At 51.3% G+C, this 16,693-nt stretch carries 13 protein-coding genes; 1 reads left to right on the top strand and 12 read right to left on the bottom strand.

What is annotated here, in order from left to right:
- Positions 1 to 341: 341 nt before the first annotated feature.
- Positions 342 to 1,550, bottom strand: coding sequence for a saccharopine dehydrogenase family protein (locus C4F51_RS11935; RefSeq protein ID WP_193910079.1), 1,209 nt, complete (start codon positions 1,548 to 1,550; stop codon positions 342 to 344).
- Positions 1,551 to 1,645: 95 nt separating this feature from the next.
- Positions 1,646 to 3,565, bottom strand: a complete 1,920-nt coding sequence (speA, locus tag C4F51_RS11940) for a biosynthetic arginine decarboxylase (RefSeq protein WP_193910081.1) — start codon at positions 3,563 to 3,565, stop codon at positions 1,646 to 1,648.
- 62 nt (positions 3,566 to 3,627) lie between these two features.
- Here speA and C4F51_RS11945 point away from each other — a divergent pair, with 62 nt between their 5' ends.
- Positions 3,628 to 3,825: a hypothetical protein gene (locus C4F51_RS11945; protein WP_193910083.1), complete on the top strand. Its 198-nt coding sequence runs from the start codon at positions 3,628 to 3,630 to the stop codon at positions 3,823 to 3,825.
- Here the strand turns inward: C4F51_RS11945 and C4F51_RS11950 are convergent.
- The 10 genes from C4F51_RS11950 to sdhC all read right to left on the bottom strand — a co-directional run bounded on the left by C4F51_RS11950 (position 3,809) and on the right by sdhC (position 16,259).
- Positions 3,809 to 4,456 (bottom strand): hypothetical protein, encoded by a 648-nt coding sequence (locus tag C4F51_RS11950; protein WP_193910084.1) that lies wholly within the window; start codon positions 4,454 to 4,456, stop codon positions 3,809 to 3,811. The genes C4F51_RS11945 and C4F51_RS11950 overlap by 17 nt on opposite strands.
- Positions 4,457 to 4,831: 375 nt before the next feature.
- Positions 4,832 to 5,704, bottom strand: coding sequence for a succinate--CoA ligase subunit alpha (gene sucD / locus C4F51_RS11955; RefSeq protein ID WP_193910087.1), 873 nt, complete (start codon positions 5,702 to 5,704; stop codon positions 4,832 to 4,834).
- Between the two features lie 10 nt (positions 5,705 to 5,714).
- Positions 5,715 to 6,881: an ADP-forming succinate--CoA ligase subunit beta gene (gene sucC, locus C4F51_RS11960; protein ID WP_193910088.1), complete on the bottom strand. Its 1,167-nt coding sequence runs from the start codon at positions 6,879 to 6,881 to the stop codon at positions 5,715 to 5,717.
- A gap of 251 nt (positions 6,882 to 7,132) precedes the next feature.
- Positions 7,133 to 8,572 (bottom strand): dihydrolipoyl dehydrogenase, encoded by a 1,440-nt coding sequence (gene lpdA / locus C4F51_RS11965; RefSeq protein WP_193910090.1) that lies wholly within the window; start codon positions 8,570 to 8,572, stop codon positions 7,133 to 7,135.
- A 106-nt stretch (positions 8,573 to 8,678) separates the two neighbouring features.
- Positions 8,679 to 9,890: a 2-oxoglutarate dehydrogenase complex dihydrolipoyllysine-residue succinyltransferase gene (odhB, locus tag C4F51_RS11970; RefSeq protein WP_193910092.1), complete on the bottom strand. Its 1,212-nt coding sequence runs from the start codon at positions 9,888 to 9,890 to the stop codon at positions 8,679 to 8,681.
- A 41-nt stretch (positions 9,891 to 9,931) separates the two neighbouring features.
- Entirely contained in the window at positions 9,932 to 12,766 is a 2,835-nt protein-coding gene (locus tag C4F51_RS11975; RefSeq protein WP_193910094.1) for a 2-oxoglutarate dehydrogenase E1 component, read from the bottom strand.
- 256 nt (positions 12,767 to 13,022) lie between these two features.
- A complete protein-coding gene (locus C4F51_RS11980; protein ID WP_193910095.1) occupies positions 13,023 to 13,727 on the bottom strand; it encodes a succinate dehydrogenase iron-sulfur subunit in 705 nt (234 codons plus the stop codon).
- Positions 13,728 to 13,745: 18 nt separating this feature from the next.
- Positions 13,746 to 15,518: a succinate dehydrogenase flavoprotein subunit gene (gene sdhA / locus C4F51_RS11985; protein ID WP_193910097.1), complete on the bottom strand. Its 1,773-nt coding sequence runs from the start codon at positions 15,516 to 15,518 to the stop codon at positions 13,746 to 13,748.
- A gap of 4 nt (positions 15,519 to 15,522) precedes the next feature.
- On the bottom strand, positions 15,523 to 15,891 hold the full coding sequence (gene sdhD, locus C4F51_RS11990; protein ID WP_193910098.1) for a succinate dehydrogenase, hydrophobic membrane anchor protein: 369 nt from the start codon (positions 15,889 to 15,891) through the stop codon (positions 15,523 to 15,525).
- Positions 15,885 to 16,259 carry a succinate dehydrogenase, cytochrome b556 subunit gene (gene sdhC / locus C4F51_RS11995; RefSeq protein WP_193910100.1) on the bottom strand — a complete coding sequence of 125 codons (375 nt, stop codon included), beginning with the start codon at positions 16,257 to 16,259 and terminating at the stop codon, positions 15,885 to 15,887. The genes sdhD and sdhC overlap by 7 nt, the downstream gene beginning before the upstream one ends.
- Positions 16,260 to 16,693 lie beyond the last annotated feature (434 nt).

A 16,693-nucleotide genomic window follows, 5' to 3' on the forward strand; every position in this document is an offset into this window, starting at 1 on the left:
AGACGGCATTCAGGCTGCAACATACGTACGGAACACGCTGTAAACCCGTCCATGGGGCTCAACGACAGCATCCCTGCTGTCGATGGTTCCGTACGTATGTTGCAGCCTGAATGCCTGTGCCAAATGACATAATTTGGCGCAACTGAACTACTGAAATCACTACCAAATAACGACACACCGGATTCAACATTCGATATTAATTTTTTAAAACTGGCACATTGTTCGGGGCTTGGGTAACAGGGTTGGCGTGACCGTCGCTCGCAGGGATGCGAGCGTCGAGCCCCCATGGACGGGTTCACGGCGTGTCACGCCAACCCTGTTACCCAACCCGAAACCGATTATCAGTCTTTCATTTCCGCAGCATTGGCTTCAGTTACATCCGTAACCTGCCAGGGCAAACCGTATTTGTTCAGGTCTTCCATAAACGGATCCGGATCAAACTGCTCCATATTCCAAACGCCAGGCGCTTTCCATTTGCCCTCCAGAATCATCTTCGCCCCGATCATTGCCGGCACACCGGTGGTGTAGGAAATGGCTTGCGACTGAACTTCGGCATAACAGGCTTCGTGATCACAGGTGTTATAAATAAAGACGATTTTTTCTTTGCCGTCTTTAATACCGCGCGCCAGACAACCAATACAGGTTTTACCTTTGGTTAACGGGCCCAGGCTGGCCGGGTCAGGCAACAGGGCTTTAAGGAACTGCAACGGAATAATTTCCTTGCCTTCAAACATGATTGGCTCAATGCCAGTCATGCCGACATTGCCCAACACTTCCAAATGCTTCAGATAGTTGTCGGAGAAAGTCATCCAGAAACGGGCGCGTTTGATTTCCGGCAAGTGTTTGGTAATGGACTCCAGCTCTTCGTGGTACATCATGTAAATTTTCTTCGGGCCGATTTCTGCCGGGAAGTCATAAACACGATTGACAGATAAAGGATCGGTTTCAACCCACTCACCATTTTCCCAGTAACGGCCTTTGGCGGTAACTTCACGGATATTGATTTCCGGATTGAAGTTGGTCGCGAACGGCTTGCCATGATCACCGGCATTACAGTCGATGATGTCCAGATAATGGATTTCATCAAAGTAATGTTTTTTCAAATAGGCGGTGTAAACATTGGTTACACCCGGGTCAAAACCTGAACCCAGCAACGCGGTCAAACCGGCATTTTTGAAACGATCCTGGTAATCCCACTGCCAGGAGTATTCAAATTTGGCCGTTTCCGGCGGTTCGTAGTTGGCGGTATCCAGATAATCAATACCCGCTTCAAGGCAGGCATCCATGATGTGCAGATCCTGGTATGGCAAAGCCACATTAATAACCAGATCCGGTTTTTCCTTATTCAGCAATGCAACCAGCTCGGGCACGTTGTCGGCATCGACTTGGGCGGTGCGGATTGGACGTTTGAGCTGCGCAGCAATGGCTTTGCATTTTGCCTCAGTACGACTGGCGAGGACAATTTCAGTGAATACTTCCGGCAACTGGGCACACTTGTGAACGACAACGCCACCCACACCACCAGCACCGATAATCAGAACTTTAGCCATGAATTACCTTCCGTATAACCTGATATAAAAATGGTTTTAGCCGTGCAGTGACTTCAATGAAGTTGCTGCACGGCGTGAATAATGAAATAAAGGAGTTACCGCTCGAAATAGGTGTAGCCACGCAAGCTTTCTGAATAGGCAGCCAGCATCTGTTGACGATCAGCAATGGTAATGATGCCATCGCGCACCGCTTGCTCAGCGGTAGAACGAAATTGCTGATAGAGCGCGTTAGGGTCGTATTCCACGTAACTCAACACGTCCGCAATGCTGTCGCCGTGCAGCTCATGCACAAAATCAATGGTGCTGTCTGCATTGATGCGCACGCTGGCAACGTTGGTATCCCCGAAGAGGTTGTGCAAATCGCCCAGAGTTTCCTGGTAAGCACCAACCAGGAATACGCCCAGATAATATTCTTCACCCACGTTAATCGGATGCAGCGCCAGCGTGCTGGCGTCACCGTGGGGGCCGGCGAATTTTTTCAATTTTCCGTCACAATCGCAGGTCAAATCGGCAATGATTGCCTGCCGGGTTGGCTCTTCGTTGAGACGGTGAATCGGCATAACCGGAAAGACTTGCTCAATCGCCCAGGAGTCCGGCAGCGATTGAAAGACACTGAAGTTTCCGTAATAAATATCGGCCAATTGTTGTGGCAGGGTTTCCAGCTCAGCGGGGATACGCTTCATCTGTGGCAACAACTGAACAATTTTTTGTAACCCGGCCAGATAGATATTTTCACCCAAGGCGCGATTGCGCAATGAAATATCACCGCGGTGAAACAAATCGCGGATCTGATCGCGGTAGTAAATAACGTCGTTGTAACTTTCCTGCAAACTGGATGTTTTGATTTCGGAAAGCGAATGCCACAAATTTTCGATCATTTCGTGGCAGTCGGACGGCAGTGTTTCCGGTAAAGGGCTTGGCTCGAAATGGGTGATATCGAGAATATTGAACAATAAAATGGCGGTGTGTGCGACAGTGGCACGACCCGATTCGGTAACAATCACCGGGTGTGCAATGTCGTGTTCATCCAGCGATTCCTGAATCGCTTCTACCACGTCGATGCAATATTCTTTTACCGAGTAGTTGCGGCTGTGACCGCTGGTGCTGGAGGTGCCGTCATAGTCGATAGCCAGACCACCACCGAGATCCATATAGCCCAGCGGCGCGCCTTCACCGATCAATTCAATGTAGTAGCGACAGGCCTCCAGGACACCGGCGCGGATGCTGCGGATGTTGGGAATTTGTGAGCCCAAATGAAAGTGCAGCAACTGAAAGCAGTGCAACAAATTGGCATCGCGCAAGATATCTACCACGTTTACCAGCTCATTGGTGTTCAAACCAAACAAGCTGCGATCACCGCTGTCTTCCGCCCAGTGACCTTCTACTTTGGTGGACAATTTCAAACGTACGCCAACCAGTGGCTCGATACCCAGCACACGGCTGCGCTCTATTACCAGCGCCAGTTCCGTAAGCGTTTCCAATACGAAGAAACATTTGAAACCCAGCTTGCAAGCCTGCAAGCCGAGATCAATAAACTCCGCATCCTTGTAGCCGTTACAAATGATCAGGCTTTCGCGATTTTTCAGCGTTGCCAGGGCGATCATCAGTTCCGCTTTACTGCCTGCTTCAAGGCCGTGGTTGTAACGCTCACCAAAGCGGGCAATTTCAGCAATCACGTGATTTTGCTGATTCACCTTGATAGGAAACGCACCGCGATAATGGTTTTGATAACCGCTCATACGAATCGCGTCTGCAAAGGATTCGTTCAGGGTACTTATACGGGTGTCGATCAGATTTTCCAACCGCAGCAACACCGGCATATCCAGCCCGCGCTGCTTTAAACCGTCAATAATTTCCGTTAACGAGACAGCGGCTTCGCCTTCTGCCGTCGGCGCTTTTACCTGCACGTCGCCAGCGTCGGAAACGCCAAAGTAGCCGTTACTCCACTCGTCAATGCCATATAATTCAGCGGATTTACGCGCTGACCAGGTTTCGGTTTTTTCGGTTGTCGTCAATTATTCACCACCCCGTAAAAGAGACAGGCCTTGTGGCCTGTGGGAAGAGAACTGCTGTCGGCATGAATACCGGCCACAGCACAGGAAAAGATAAGGGCGCGCAATTTTCCACATTTTTGCGCAAAAATAAAGCTTTTCAGCCTCATTTTTATCGCATTACAACACTATTCAGCCTTGAATACGTGATTATTCGAGGTCAAATTTTGCTTGGAACACAGCCATCGCCGCTACCCATGACATTTATCAGCGCAGAAAAGTGAAATTGACACTATCCAGGAGAGGTTTATAGGCGCGCTCGGCAGCCCTGTTATCCGGAAATTCACTCGCATCGCTGCGCTCAATAGTGACTACAAAACGATCATCAATCACCGAATACAAAGGCCCGGCACCACCGCTGCGGGCAAAGGTCACTGCCGCGTCTTCTCCGATAGAGGTCTTGAGGATGATGGGCAAATAAGCTTCGCCACCAAAAAATGCCAACATTTCAGGGCTGGCCTCAACCTCTTCAAGCGTCCGTTTGGTGGAATCAACTATCCCTTTGGCCATCCCGTAGGACAGGGCATTAGCGTGCTTGATCATGTCTGCCATCCCCAACGCAGCAATGTTAGACGGCAACTCTGCCTTGGAATCCACTATTTGGACGCTGATGCGCAACTCACCTTTTTCCCAAAAACGACTAGCCTGGTTGTAGGCGCAATTGGTACGGGCATATTCCGCTACCGTGAGAGACCGTGGGGCTGGCAACGCCGACAGGAGCACTCTGTTACACCCCTCCTCCATACCTTCCAGGTTCGCCGCTATCTCATCCCGATCACTCGACTGCCCGCAACCGGACAATCCGGCCGCCATCAATAAGGTAGCCAACAAAGGTGCTTTAAACCGAATATTCATAGTCCTTTCCTTTCTCCAGGTTCATCTTGTGCGCCCATCGAGGCTACACAATCTCTACCTATTTTATAGACCGAACGGAAACCCGGCTGTGATTGAGGCGATGTAAAACGCATTTATCATGACGCTCAATGTCGTTAATCTTCATGACAGGAAGATGACAAATGGCCGTTTTTTGCCGGTATTGAGCGTGTGAAGCGCGCCTGAGCTACCGGGAAGATGAAAAAAAGAGGGTGGCAAACTGAACTCGCAGCAGGAGCCGTGTTACTTATAGCCTGATCCGAAAGGTGCATCTCCGGCAATAGCCAAAGGTTTAGCGCAGACGGACAGGCATAAAAAAACGGCCCGAAGGCCGTTTTTTTTTAACGCCTGAAGATATTACCAGCCGGTAACTTCTTTCAGTGCTTTACCGATATCAGCCAAGCTTTTAACGGTTTTAACACCGGCGTCTTCCAGCGCTGCAAACTTCTCGTCTGCAGTACCTTTACCACCGGAGATAATCGCACCGGCGTGACCCATGCGCTTACCTGCAGGTGCAGTTACACCGGCAATGTAAGATACAACCGGCTTGGTAACGTTAGCTTTGATGTAAGCAGCCGCTTCTTCTTCAGCGGAACCACCAATCTCACCAATCATTACGATAGCTTCGGTCTGCGGATCGTTCTGGAACAACTTCAGAATGTCGATGAAGTTGGAACCCGGAATCGGGTCACCACCAATACCAACACAGGTAGACTGGCCAAAACCGTAATCAGTGGTTTGTTTTACCGCTTCATAGGTCAAGGTGCCTGAACGGGAAACGATACCCACTTTACCTGGCTTGTGAATGTGACCTGGCATGATGCCGATCTTGCACTCGCCCGGAGTGATTACACCTGGGCAGTTAGGGCCGATCAGGGTAACGCCCAGCTCGTCGCACTTCACTTTCGCATCCAGCATATCGAGGGTAGGAATACCTTCGGTAATACAAACGATCAGCTTGATGCCGCCGTTTGCTGCTTCCAGGATGGAATCCTTACAGAAAGGTGCCGGAACATAGATGACAGAGGCATCTGCACCGGTCGCTTCAACGGCTTCTTTTACCGTATTGAATACTGGCAGGCCGAGGTGAGTTTGACCACCTTTACCCGGCGTTACACCACCAACCATTTTGGTGCCGTAAGCAATAGCCTGTTCAGAGTGGAATGTGCCCTGAGCACCAGTAAAACCCTGGCAAATAACTTTGGTATCTTTGTTAATCAAAACGCTCATGACTCACCCCTTACGCGTTGGCAGCAGCGGCAACAACTTGCTTGGCAGCGCCAGTCAAGTCGGTGTCTGCGATGATGTTGAGGCCACTTTCGGACAGAACTTTGGCACCCAGCTCGGCGTTGTTACCTTGCAGGCGAACAACAACCGGCACTTTCACGCCAACTTCTTTAACGGCACCGATCACACCTTCAGCGATCATGTCACAACGCACGATACCACCGAAGATATTGATGAATACGGCTTTAACAGCGGTATCGGACAGGATGATTTTGAACGCTTCAACAACGCGCTCTTTGGTTGCGCCGCCGCCAACATCCAGGAAGTTGGCCGGTTGGCCACCATGCAGTTTAACGATGTCCATGGTACCCATTGCCAGACCGGCGCCGTTTACCATACAACCGATATCACCACCGAGTGCAACATAGTTCAGTTCCCAGGCAGCAGCGTGTGCTTCACGCGCATCTTCCTGAGTAGGATCCTGCATTTCTTTCAGTTCCGGGTGACGGTACAGCGCATTGCTGTCGATAACCAGTTTGGCATCGAGGCAGTGCAGATTACCTTCCGGAGTGATAACCAGCGGGTTAACTTCCAGCAGCGCCAGATCTTTGTCTTTAAAGAGCTTGGCCAGACCGAGGAAAATGTTAACGAACTGATTGATTTGTTTGCCTTCCAGACCCAACTGGAATGCCAGTTCACGCGCCTGGAACGGCTGAGCACCCACCAGCGGATCGATGGTTGCTTTCAGAATTTTTTCAGGGGTTTCGTGAGCGACTTTCTCGATCTCAACACCACCTTCAGTGGACGCCATGAAAACGATACGACGGCTGGAGCGATCAACAACTGCACCCAGGTAAAGTTCTTTGGCGATGTCGGTACAGGTTTCCACCAGAATACGACTAACTGGCTGGCCTTTTTCATCAGTTTGGTAAGTAACCAGGTTATTACCCAACCATTTTTGAGCAAATGCTTCGATTTCAGCTTTGGTCTTGACCAGCTTTACGCCGCCCGCTTTACCGCGGCCACCAGCGTGAACCTGGGCTTTAACGACAAACATATCGCCGCCAATTTTATCGGCTGCTTCTACCGCTTCAGCGACAGTTGCAGCTGCAATGCCTTTAGATACAGGCAAACCATACTGGGCAAACAATTGCTTACCCTGATACTCGTGCAAATTCATGGTGTTGTTCCATTTGACGAATTGTCAGACCTGAGGATAACGATCATGCAGGCTAACAAAAATTATCGATGGCAAAACCGTCTTGTGAACGTTTTTGCCCCCTGGAGGAGTTGAAAACTCCGGGCTCTCCGGTGTTTGGTGGATCAAAAGCGGGTCATGCGCATACAAACCGGTAAACACGGCGCCCACATGAATGCGCATTCATGTGGGCATCTGGCAGTTCATCAAGCACGTCGACCCGCGAGGTAATCCTAGCGCTTCTTTTTGTTTACGGCATGAATGGCATGACCATGCACGCCCAGAGCAGCTTCTTTTACAGCTTCAGATAACGTTGGATGACCGAAAATGATCATGCCAAGGTCTTCCGCACTGGAACCAAATTCCATTGCGATTGCTACTTGCTGCACGAGGTCTGCTGCATTTGGGCCAACGATATGTGCACCCAGAATACGATCCGTCTCGGCGTGAGCAATAATTTTCACCAGACCCTGTGTTTCATTGGCAGCCATAGCGCGGCCATTCACAGAGAACGGGAAAGTACCAACGTTGTAGGCTTCACCGGAGGCTTTGATTTGCTCTTCGGTTTTACCTACCGCAGCCACTTCAGGGTGCGTGTAAATAACGTTTGGAATAATGTCGTAGTTCATAACGGTTTTCTGGCCGGCAATACGCTCGGCAACCATTACGCCCTCTTCGGAACCTTTGTGAGCCAGCATCGGGCCACGCACTACGTCACCAACAGCCCATACGCCAGGTGCATTGGTAGAGCACAAATCGTTAACGTAGATGAAACCGCGCTCATCCAGATTAACGCCGCTATCGGCAGCCAACAGGTCTTCGGTGAACGGACGACGGCCTACGCAAACAATCAGTTTGTCGAAGGTTTCTTTCTGCTCATTGCCGTCTTTGTCGAGGAAGGTAACGACAACTTCTTCGCCTTTCACTTCAGAACCGGTCACCCGGCAGCTGGTGCGAATATCCAGACCTTGTTTGGTGAGAATTTTGCGGGCTTCCTTGGCAATTTGCTGGTCCATAATGGCCAGGAAACTGTCGAGTGCTTCCAGTACAACGACCTGGGAACCCACACGGTTCCACACGCTGCCCAGTTCCAGACCGATAACACCGGCACCAATAACGCCAAGACGCTTGGGTACATCAGTGAATTCCAGAGCGCCGGTAGAGTTAACAATGATTTTGTTATCAACCGGAGCAACGGGGATGTTAATCGGGGAAGAACCGGAAGCGAGAATCACGTTGTCAGCTTCGTATACGGTAGTTTTGCCTTCAAAGTCAGTCACTTCAACTTTGCGGTTGGCGAGCAATTTGCCGGTACCAAACAGGCTGGTAACACCGTTGGCTTTGAACAGTGCAGCAACACCGCCGGTCAGTTGGTTGATGATTTTGTCCTTGCGGGCAACCATCGCAGGAATATCAATTTTTACATCGCTGGTAGAAATACCATGAACGGTCAGATCATCTTTGGCTTCGTGGTATTTGTAGGAGCTGTCGAGCAGTGCTTTGGAAGGGATACAACCGACATTCAAACAGGTACCGCCGTTAACACCCTGGCCGTCCTTATTGCGCCATTTCTCAACACACGCCGTCTTCAATCCCAATTGAGCGGCGCGGATGGCTGCAACATAACCTGCCGGGCCCGAACCAACAACGATAACATCAAATTTATCGGACATAATATTCTTCTCACTTTTTCAGGCTGAAACCTCTGCCTTGTGAGCAGAGGTCATTGAAAGAAAGAGCTGCCTTGCGGTACTCAGAGCTCTCACGCAAACAGGGTTATCAGATTTCCAGCAGAATACGCGCCGGGTCTTCCAACAGGTCCTTGATCGCAACGAGGAACTGAACAGCATCTTTACCATCCAGCAAACGGTGATCATAAGACAGCGCCAGATACATCATCGGCAGAATTTTAACCTGACCATTAACAGCCATCGGACGCTCCTGGATTTTGTGCATGCCCAGGATGGCAGATTGCGGCAAATTCAGGATTGGTGTAGACAACAGCGAACCGAACACACCACCGTTGGTGATAGTGAAGGTACCACCGGACATTTCTTCAATGCCCAGCTTGCCGTCACGAGCGCGCAGACCGAAGTCACGGATGGTGCTTTCGATGGTAGCGAGGCTCATATTTTCAGCATTGCGCAGCACCGGAACGACCAGACCTTTTTCGGTAGAAACCGCTACACCGATGTCCTGGTAACCGTGATAAACAACGTCGTTGTTATCAATGGAAGCATTTACCGCCGGGAAACGACGCAGTGCTTCAGCAGCCGCCTTTACGAAGAAACTCATGAAGCCCAAACGGGTACCGTTATGCGCTTTTTCAAATTGATCCTTGTACTTGCCACGCAGCTCCATAATCGGCGCCATGTTGACTTCGTTAAAGGTGGTCAACATAGCTGTGGTATTGCTGGCTTCGAGCAGACGCTCGGCAATACGCTTGCGCAGACGGGTCATTGGAACGCGTTTCTCAACACGATCACCGGTCGCTTCAAGCGCCGGCGCTGCAGCGGCAGCCGGTTTGGCAGCAGCGGCCGGAGCCGGTGCAGCTTTCAGATGGTTGCTAACGTCTTCTTTGGTAACACGGCCATCTTTGCCGGTACCGGAAAGGTTGGCGGTGTTTACGTTGTTTTCACTGGCCAGCTTGCGCGCGGCAGGGTTTACCAGCTTATCGCCAGCGGCGGCAGCCGGTGCGGCAGCTTCAGCCGGAGCAGATTTTTCTGCAGCAGCTGGTGCAGCGGCGGCAACAGCACCCTCAACAAACAACGCAATCACTTCGTTGCTTTCTACGGTGTCGCCTTCGCCTTTGCGAATTTCACTCAGGCTGCCATCAGCCGGTGCCACAACTTCGAGCACCACTTTGTCAGTTTCAATATCTACGATCAGTTCATCACGTGACACGGCTTCGCCGGGCTTTTTGTGCCATGTGGCGATGGTCCCGTCCTGTACGGATTCAGGGAAAGTTGGGGCTTTAATTTCAATACTCATTGCTGTTCCTTACTCTCTCGCTGTGATTCTCAGGCCAGGCGTTAGACGCCGAGGGCCGCATTGATGAAGCGTGTCTGTTCTTCCAGGTGCGCTGACATATAGCCACCCGCCGGTGCCGCCGAGGCTTCACGACCCACGTAATCGAGGCGCAATGAAGCATCATGTTGCTGAACCGCACGACGCATATGATGCTGGCTGCTATACCAGGCACCCTGGTTCATGGGTTCTTCCTGACACCAGACAACGTCTTGCAATCCGGTGAAGGGTTTCAATGCAGCCTGCAGTTCCTGTTCCGGGAACGGGTACAGCTGCTCAAGACGAATCAGTGCCACATTGTCCTGGGCGCGAGCCGTACGCTCTTCCAGCAGGTTGTAATACACCTTGCCGCTACACAACACAACGCGTTTGACGTTGGCCGGGTTGACGGAATTATCGGCAATAACGTTGAGGAATTGACCATTGGCCAGTTCTTCGAGGGTAGACGTAGCCAGCTTGTGACGCAGCAGGGATTTCGGGCTCATCACCACCAGCGGACGACGCATCGGGCGAATCGCCTGGCGGCGCAACATGTGGAATACCTGAGCCGGCGTCGTAGGCACACAAACCTGAATATTGTGTTCAGCACACAATTGCAGGAAGCGCTCAAGACGTGCCGAGGAATGCTCCGGACCCTGACCTTCATAGCCATGCGGCAACAACATGGTCAAGCCGCACATACGGCCCCACTTGTGTTCACCACTGGTAATAAACTGGTCAATCACTACCTGGGCACCGTTGGCGAAGTCGCCGAACTGGGCTTCCCAAATCACCAGACCATTCGGCGTGGTGGTGGCATAACCGTATTCAAACGCCAGTACCGCTTCTTCTGACAAATAAGAATCGTACAGATCAAACGCCGGCTGACCCTCTTTGACATTTTCCAAAGGGATATAGCTGGAACCGTCTTTCTGGCTGTGAATGACGGCATGACGATGCGAGAAAGTACCACGCCCCACGTCCTGACCGGTCATGCGGACAAAGTGATCCTGCTCCAGCAAGGTTGCGTAAGCAAGAGTTTCGGCCATACCCCAGTTAATAGGCAAGGCGCCGGCTGCCATCTTGCGACGGTCTTCGTAAATCTTCTCAACCTGCTTCTGAATAACAATGCCATCCGGCACTTCACAGGTTTTGTTGGCAATGGCTTGTAACGCTTTCAGTTCGTAACCGGTATTCGCCGGGGTAGTCCAGGCATGGCCAATATAGTTGGACCAATCGACAAACAGCGTACGATCCGGCTCGCTCACCAGCCCGCTGGCAACATATTCACCACGGTCCAGCGCAGCACGGTAGTCGGTAGTCATCTGATCAGCGGTAGGCTGATCCAGCAAACCGGCCGCTACCAGCTTCTCGGCATAGAGGGTGCGGGTGGTTTTCTGGGCGCGAATGACTTTGTACATCAACGGCTGGGTTGCAGACGGCTCGTCAGTCTCGTTGTGACCACGACGACGGTAGCAAACCAGGTCAATAACTACGTCTTTCTTGAACTCGTAGCGGTAGTCCATGGCCAATTGAGCTACAAACAGCACCGCATCCGGATCATCACCGTTAACGTGGAAGATCGGTGTTTCGATCATCTTGGCAACGTCGGTACAGTATTCAGTCGAGCGGGCATCTTCACGCTTGCTGGTGGTAAAACCAACCTGGTTGTTGATCACCAGATGCAAGGTACCGCCGGTGCCATAAGCACGGGTCTGGGACATCTGGAAGGTTTCCATCACCACGCCCTGACCGGCAAATGCAGCATCACCGTGAACAACAATCGGTACTACACCGGCACCGGTCTTGTCGTTACGACGATCCTGACGAGCGCGTACCGAGCCTTCAACTACTGGCGATACGATTTCAAGGTGAGACGGGTTAAACGCCATGGCGATATGCAGTTCACCGCCCGGGGTCATCACGTTGGAAGAGAAACCCTGGTGGTACTTCACGTCACCGGACGTGTCTACCAGACGTTTGCCATCAAATTCGGCGAACAAATCGGATGGGCTTTTACCAAAAACGTTGACCAGGGTATTCAGACGGCCACGGTGTGCCATACCCAGCACAATTTCCTTGGCGCCGAAGGTGCCGGCACGCTTGACCAGCGCATCAACGAGGGGAATAAAGCTTTCACCACCTTCCAGACCGAAACGCTTGGTGCCCGGGTACTTGCTGTCCAGGTGGCGTTCAAGACCTTCAGCGGCCGTTAAACGCTCAAGCACCGCAAGACGCTGCTCTTTGCTGAATTCGGGATTGGAACGAACGCTTTCAAGACGCTGCTGCAACCACTGTTTCTCGGCGAGATTGGTGATGTGCATGATTTCCGGGCCAACATGGCCACAGTAGGTCTTTTCGAGCGCATCAATGATGTCGCGCAAGGAAGCTTCTTCCTTGCCGATAAATAATGTACCTGTCTGGAATACGGTATCCAGATCGGCAGAGGTCAGGCCATGAAACGCCAGATCCAGGTCGGGCACTTTTTCGCGCTGCATCAATCCCAGCGGATCAAGCTTCGCCTGCTGATGCCCGCGGAAACGGTAGGAGCTGATTAATTGAAGTACTTTGACCTGCTTGCGCTCGTGTTCAACGCTGACAGAGCCAGCCGCAGCAGGTGCTGCAACGGTGCGCACACGGGCTTTACCCAATTGTTCAAATTGGGCACGAATAACCGAATGCGGTGTATCCTGGGTTACAACCCCATTCACACGCGGCAGTTGTTCAAAGTAATTACGCCATTCCTCGGGAACGGAATTTGCGTCGTGTAAGTACTGGTCGTAGAGCTCTTCGACATAAGCAGCATTCCCACCGGAAATGTGAGAAGTACTCCAAAATTGCTCCATGATGCTGTCTTGCATTCCACCCACCTTAATCACGGGGTTTCACCAGCAGTTCCCCTACGAGGACAACCGGTTCGGGACTGGCCCAACTACCCCTGCTATCAACTAGCCGTTAGCTACCATAACGCTCTCCACTTGTGGCGGTGAGCGCCGCTCACGTTGTTGTTTTACAAAAACAACAAACAAAAAGTATCACGTTTTCAGTCAGGGGTATCCCCTGACCGAGAGAATCTGCAATTTTTTAGCGTCTGCCAGATACAGAAAAGCGCCACCCCTAGGTAGCGCTCTGTAACAGCATGTTACGAATATGGCCAATCGCCCTCGTCGGGTTTAACCCCTTCGGACACACCGCCACACAATTCTGGATACCATGGCAGCGGAATACGCTGAACGGATCATCCAGATTGGATAAACGTTTTTCAGTTGCCAGATCACGGCTGTCCGCCAGGAAGCGGTACGCCTGCAACAAGCCGGCCGGGCCGATGAACTTGTCAGGATTCCACCAGAAAGACGGGCAGCTGGTTGAGCAACAGGCACAAAGTATACACTCATACAGGCCATCAAGCTTCTCGCGATCTTCCGGCGATTGCAAACGCTCAATCGCAGGAGCCGGCGTATCGTTTTGCAAATACGGCTCGATCTTCTTGTATTGATCGTAGAACTGGGTCATATCAACCACCAGATCGCGGATCACTGGCAGGCCCGGCAAGGGGCGCAAGATCAGTTTGTTGTTTTTAACACACTCGGATAACGGCTTGATACACGCCAGGCCGTTTTTACCGTTGATGTTCATACCGTCAGAACCACAAACCCCTTCACGGCAGGAACGGCGATAAGCCAAACCTTCGTCCTGGGCTTTGAGCAATTCCAATACGTCCAGAACCATCAGGTCTTTGCCCTGCGTGTCCAGTTCGTAGGTCTTCATGTAAGGCGCATTGTCCGTTTCCGGATTGTAGCGATAAACTTCGACTTTCAACATCTCTGCATTCTCCCCCGATTAATAAGTACGAATTTTTGGCTCAAACGCTTCCATGGTGCGCGGTGAGAAATTCACAGCACGCTTGCTGACGCGTTTGTCGCCAGGGGAATAAATGGAATGACACAACCAGTTGGTGTCATCACGATCCTGATAGTCGTCACGGGCATGCGCACCGCGGGACTCTTTACGCTCTTCCGCGGCAATAGCAGTCGCTTCAGCCACTTCCAGCAGGTTTTGCAATTCCAGAGCTTCAATACGCGCTGTGTTGAACGCATTACTCTTGTCAGTAATAGACACATTTTCAATACGCTTGCGCAGTGCTGCCAACTCGGCAATACCCTTCTGCATGTATTCACCTTTACGGAATACACCGAAGTAGTTCTGCATGATGGTCTGCAACTCTTTACGCAGTACCGCAGCGCTTTCGCCGTCAGTAGAGGTATTGATTTTGTTCAGACGCGCCATGGCAGTATCAATATCAGCCGCTGTGGCTTCGCGCTGATCAATACCTTCACGCAAGGCTTTTTCGATGTAGAGACCGGCCGCACGACCAAACACCACCAGATCCAGCAGCGAGTTACCGCCCAGACGGTTGGCGCCGTGTACAGATACACAAGCCACTTCACCACAAGCAAACAGACCTTCGATGACAACATCATTACCGTCAGCATCAATTGTCAGCGCCTGACCATTAACATTGGTCGGAACACCGCCCATCATGTAGTGACAGGTGGGGACTACCGGCACCGGAGCGTAAACCGGGTCAACGTGGGCAAAGGTACGCGACAGCTCACAAATACCTGGCAATTTGCTTTCCAGTACTTCTTCACCGAGGTGATCCAGCTTGAGCAGTACGTGATCCTTGTTCGGACCCACGCCACGACCCTCAAGAATTTCCATAACCATGGAACGGGCAACCACGTCACGACCGGCAAGGTCTTTGGCGTTGGGCGCATAACGCTCCATAAAGCGCTCACCTTCGGAGTTGATCAGGTAACCACCTTCACCACGACAACCTTCGGTGACCAGCACACCGGCACCGGCAATACCGGTCGGGTGGAACTGCCACATTTCGATATCCTGAACCGGGAAACCGGCGCGCAACGCCATACCGATACCGTCACCGGTATTGATGTGTGCATTGGTTGTGGAAGCGTAAATACGCCCTGCACCACCGGTAGCCAGAACAGTCGCCTTGGCTTTTACATAAACGGTTTCGCCGTCTTCGATGTTGATAGCGATAACGCCAACAACCGCGCCATCCTGGTTTTTCACCAGATCAACCGCAAACCACTCATTCAGGAAAACGGTTTTGTTTTTCAGGTTGCCCTGATAAAGGGTGTGCAACAAGGCGTGACCGGTACGGTCAGCCGCGGCACAGGTACGGGCAGCCTGACCGCCCTTACCAAAATCTTTTGATTGACCACCGAATGGACGCTGATAGATACGGCCATTTTCGGTACGGGAGAAAGGCAAGCCCATGTGTTCCAGCTCAAACACCGCCTCAGGACCTACTGAACACATATATTCAATAGCATCCTGGTCGCCGATGTAGTCTGACCCTTTTACGGTGTCATACATATGCCAGCGCCAATCGTCGTTCGGGTCAGCACTGGCGATTGCACAGGTAATACCGCCCTGCGCTGATACCGTGTGCGAACGGGTTGGAAATACTTTGGTAATTACCGCAGTCTTGTAACCGGACTGTGCCAGCTGCAGAGCGGCACGCATGCCCGCACCACCGCCACCAACGACGATACCGTCAAATGAAATTGTACGAATAGTAGCCATACGCTTAGAGCCCCCAGAAAATTTCAATGCCCCAGACCAGATAGGTCGTGGCTACCAGACCAAGAGCAACCTGGCAAACAAGACGCATCCAGGTGGCTTTGGCGCCAAGCAAACGGTTGGTTAAATAGTCTGAAAGAACAGACCAGAGACCAATCCACGCATGGGCAAGAAATGAAATCAGGGCTACCAGGCTGAATACGCGCATCCACAACTGATTGAACAGGTTGCTCCACTGGGCGTAATCAAGACCGGGATTTAAAAGAAGATAGGCGACAATGAAAACTGAATAAGCTGCAAGAGCGACAGCACTGACGCGTTGAATAAGCCAATCGTAAAGGCCACTGCGACCAAAACTGGTTACTGCGGTTACCATATCCATACTCCTGCAAGAATAATTGCGATGGCGGCTGCAACCACTGCAATAGTTGCTCCACGACGACCGCCTTTCAGCGACTCGCCAATACCAATATCCATAATAAGGTGACGAACACCCATAATCGTGTGATACGCCAGCGCAGCGATAATGACCCAGACTACAAACTGAAACAGAGGATGGGACAGAGTATCTTTGGCGGCGGCAAAGCCTTCGGCGGAATCAAGACTGGCGTCAAGCAACCACATCAGAACGGCTACACCGGCAAACAGAAATACGCCGGAAACACGATGAAGAATGGAAACAATGGCATTAATAGGAAAATGGATCGTGGTAATTTCGAGATTGACAGGTCTTTTTTTGTTCACGGTTGATGGTCACCTTTATGCCCTGGGCGGGCAGGTTATCTGAATCTGCGAGGGGAGATGCCTGACGACAACAACGGCGCCAAAAGGTATAGCCCACCGCATCCTGCAAGTCGCGCAGCATTATAGAGAGTGGGCTTTCGAAATACAAACAAAATGCCAGATGTAAAAATCCTTATGGTCAGCGAATACAACCAGGTAAACGGTTACATGACCATTCCGTTTCGCACTGATTTTCCCCCTGAAAAGCCTGACGCTTTGCGAACTCCGCAATTTGATGTAACCGTATTCATAAAAAGGTAAATTAATGCAAATAACGACACCCGAAACACCCATAATCATTTTTACCAATTCGTCAATGATTCAAAGCAAATAAGCGCAAACACCTATCGCCACCGCATCCAAGTCATCTATAATCCCGCTCGCAAACGGAACTA

This window comes from Cellvibrio polysaccharolyticus (assembly GCF_015182315.1).
Lineage (GTDB): Bacteria > Pseudomonadota > Gammaproteobacteria > Pseudomonadales > Cellvibrionaceae > Cellvibrio > Cellvibrio polysaccharolyticus.

What these genes read in the sequence shown, in the direction of transcription:
- lpdA (WP_193910090.1), bottom strand. Translation starts at nt 8,572, where the DNA reads ATGTCCGATAAATTTGATGTTATCGTTGTTGGTTCGGGCCCGGCAGGT.
- C4F51_RS11950 (WP_193910084.1), bottom strand. Translation starts at nt 4,456, where the DNA reads ATGAATATTCGGTTTAAAGCACCTTTGTTGGCTACCTTATTGATGGCG.
- C4F51_RS11945 (WP_193910083.1), top strand. Translation starts at nt 3,628, where the DNA reads ATGAATACCGGCCACAGCACAGGAAAAGATAAGGGCGCGCAATTTTCC.
- odhB (WP_193910092.1), bottom strand. Translation starts at nt 9,890, where the DNA reads ATGAGTATTGAAATTAAAGCCCCAACTTTCCCTGAATCCGTACAGGAC.
- sdhA (WP_193910097.1), bottom strand. Translation starts at nt 15,518, where the DNA reads ATGGCTACTATTCGTACAATTTCATTTGACGGTATCGTCGTTGGTGGC.
- sucD (WP_193910087.1), bottom strand. Translation starts at nt 5,704, where the DNA reads ATGAGCGTTTTGATTAACAAAGATACCAAAGTTATTTGCCAGGGTTTT.
- C4F51_RS11935 (WP_193910079.1), bottom strand. Translation starts at nt 1,550, where the DNA reads ATGGCTAAAGTTCTGATTATCGGTGCTGGTGGTGTGGGTGGCGTTGTC.
- sucC (WP_193910088.1), bottom strand. Translation starts at nt 6,881, where the DNA reads ATGAATTTGCACGAGTATCAGGGTAAGCAATTGTTTGCCCAGTATGGT.
- sdhD (WP_193910098.1), bottom strand. Translation starts at nt 15,891, where the DNA reads ATGGTAACCGCAGTAACCAGTTTTGGTCGCAGTGGCCTTTACGATTGG.
- C4F51_RS11980 (WP_193910095.1), bottom strand. Translation starts at nt 13,727, where the DNA reads ATGTTGAAAGTCGAAGTTTATCGCTACAATCCGGAAACGGACAATGCG.
- C4F51_RS11975 (WP_193910094.1), bottom strand. Translation starts at nt 12,766, where the DNA reads ATGCAAGACAGCATCATGGAGCAATTTTGGAGTACTTCTCACATTTCC.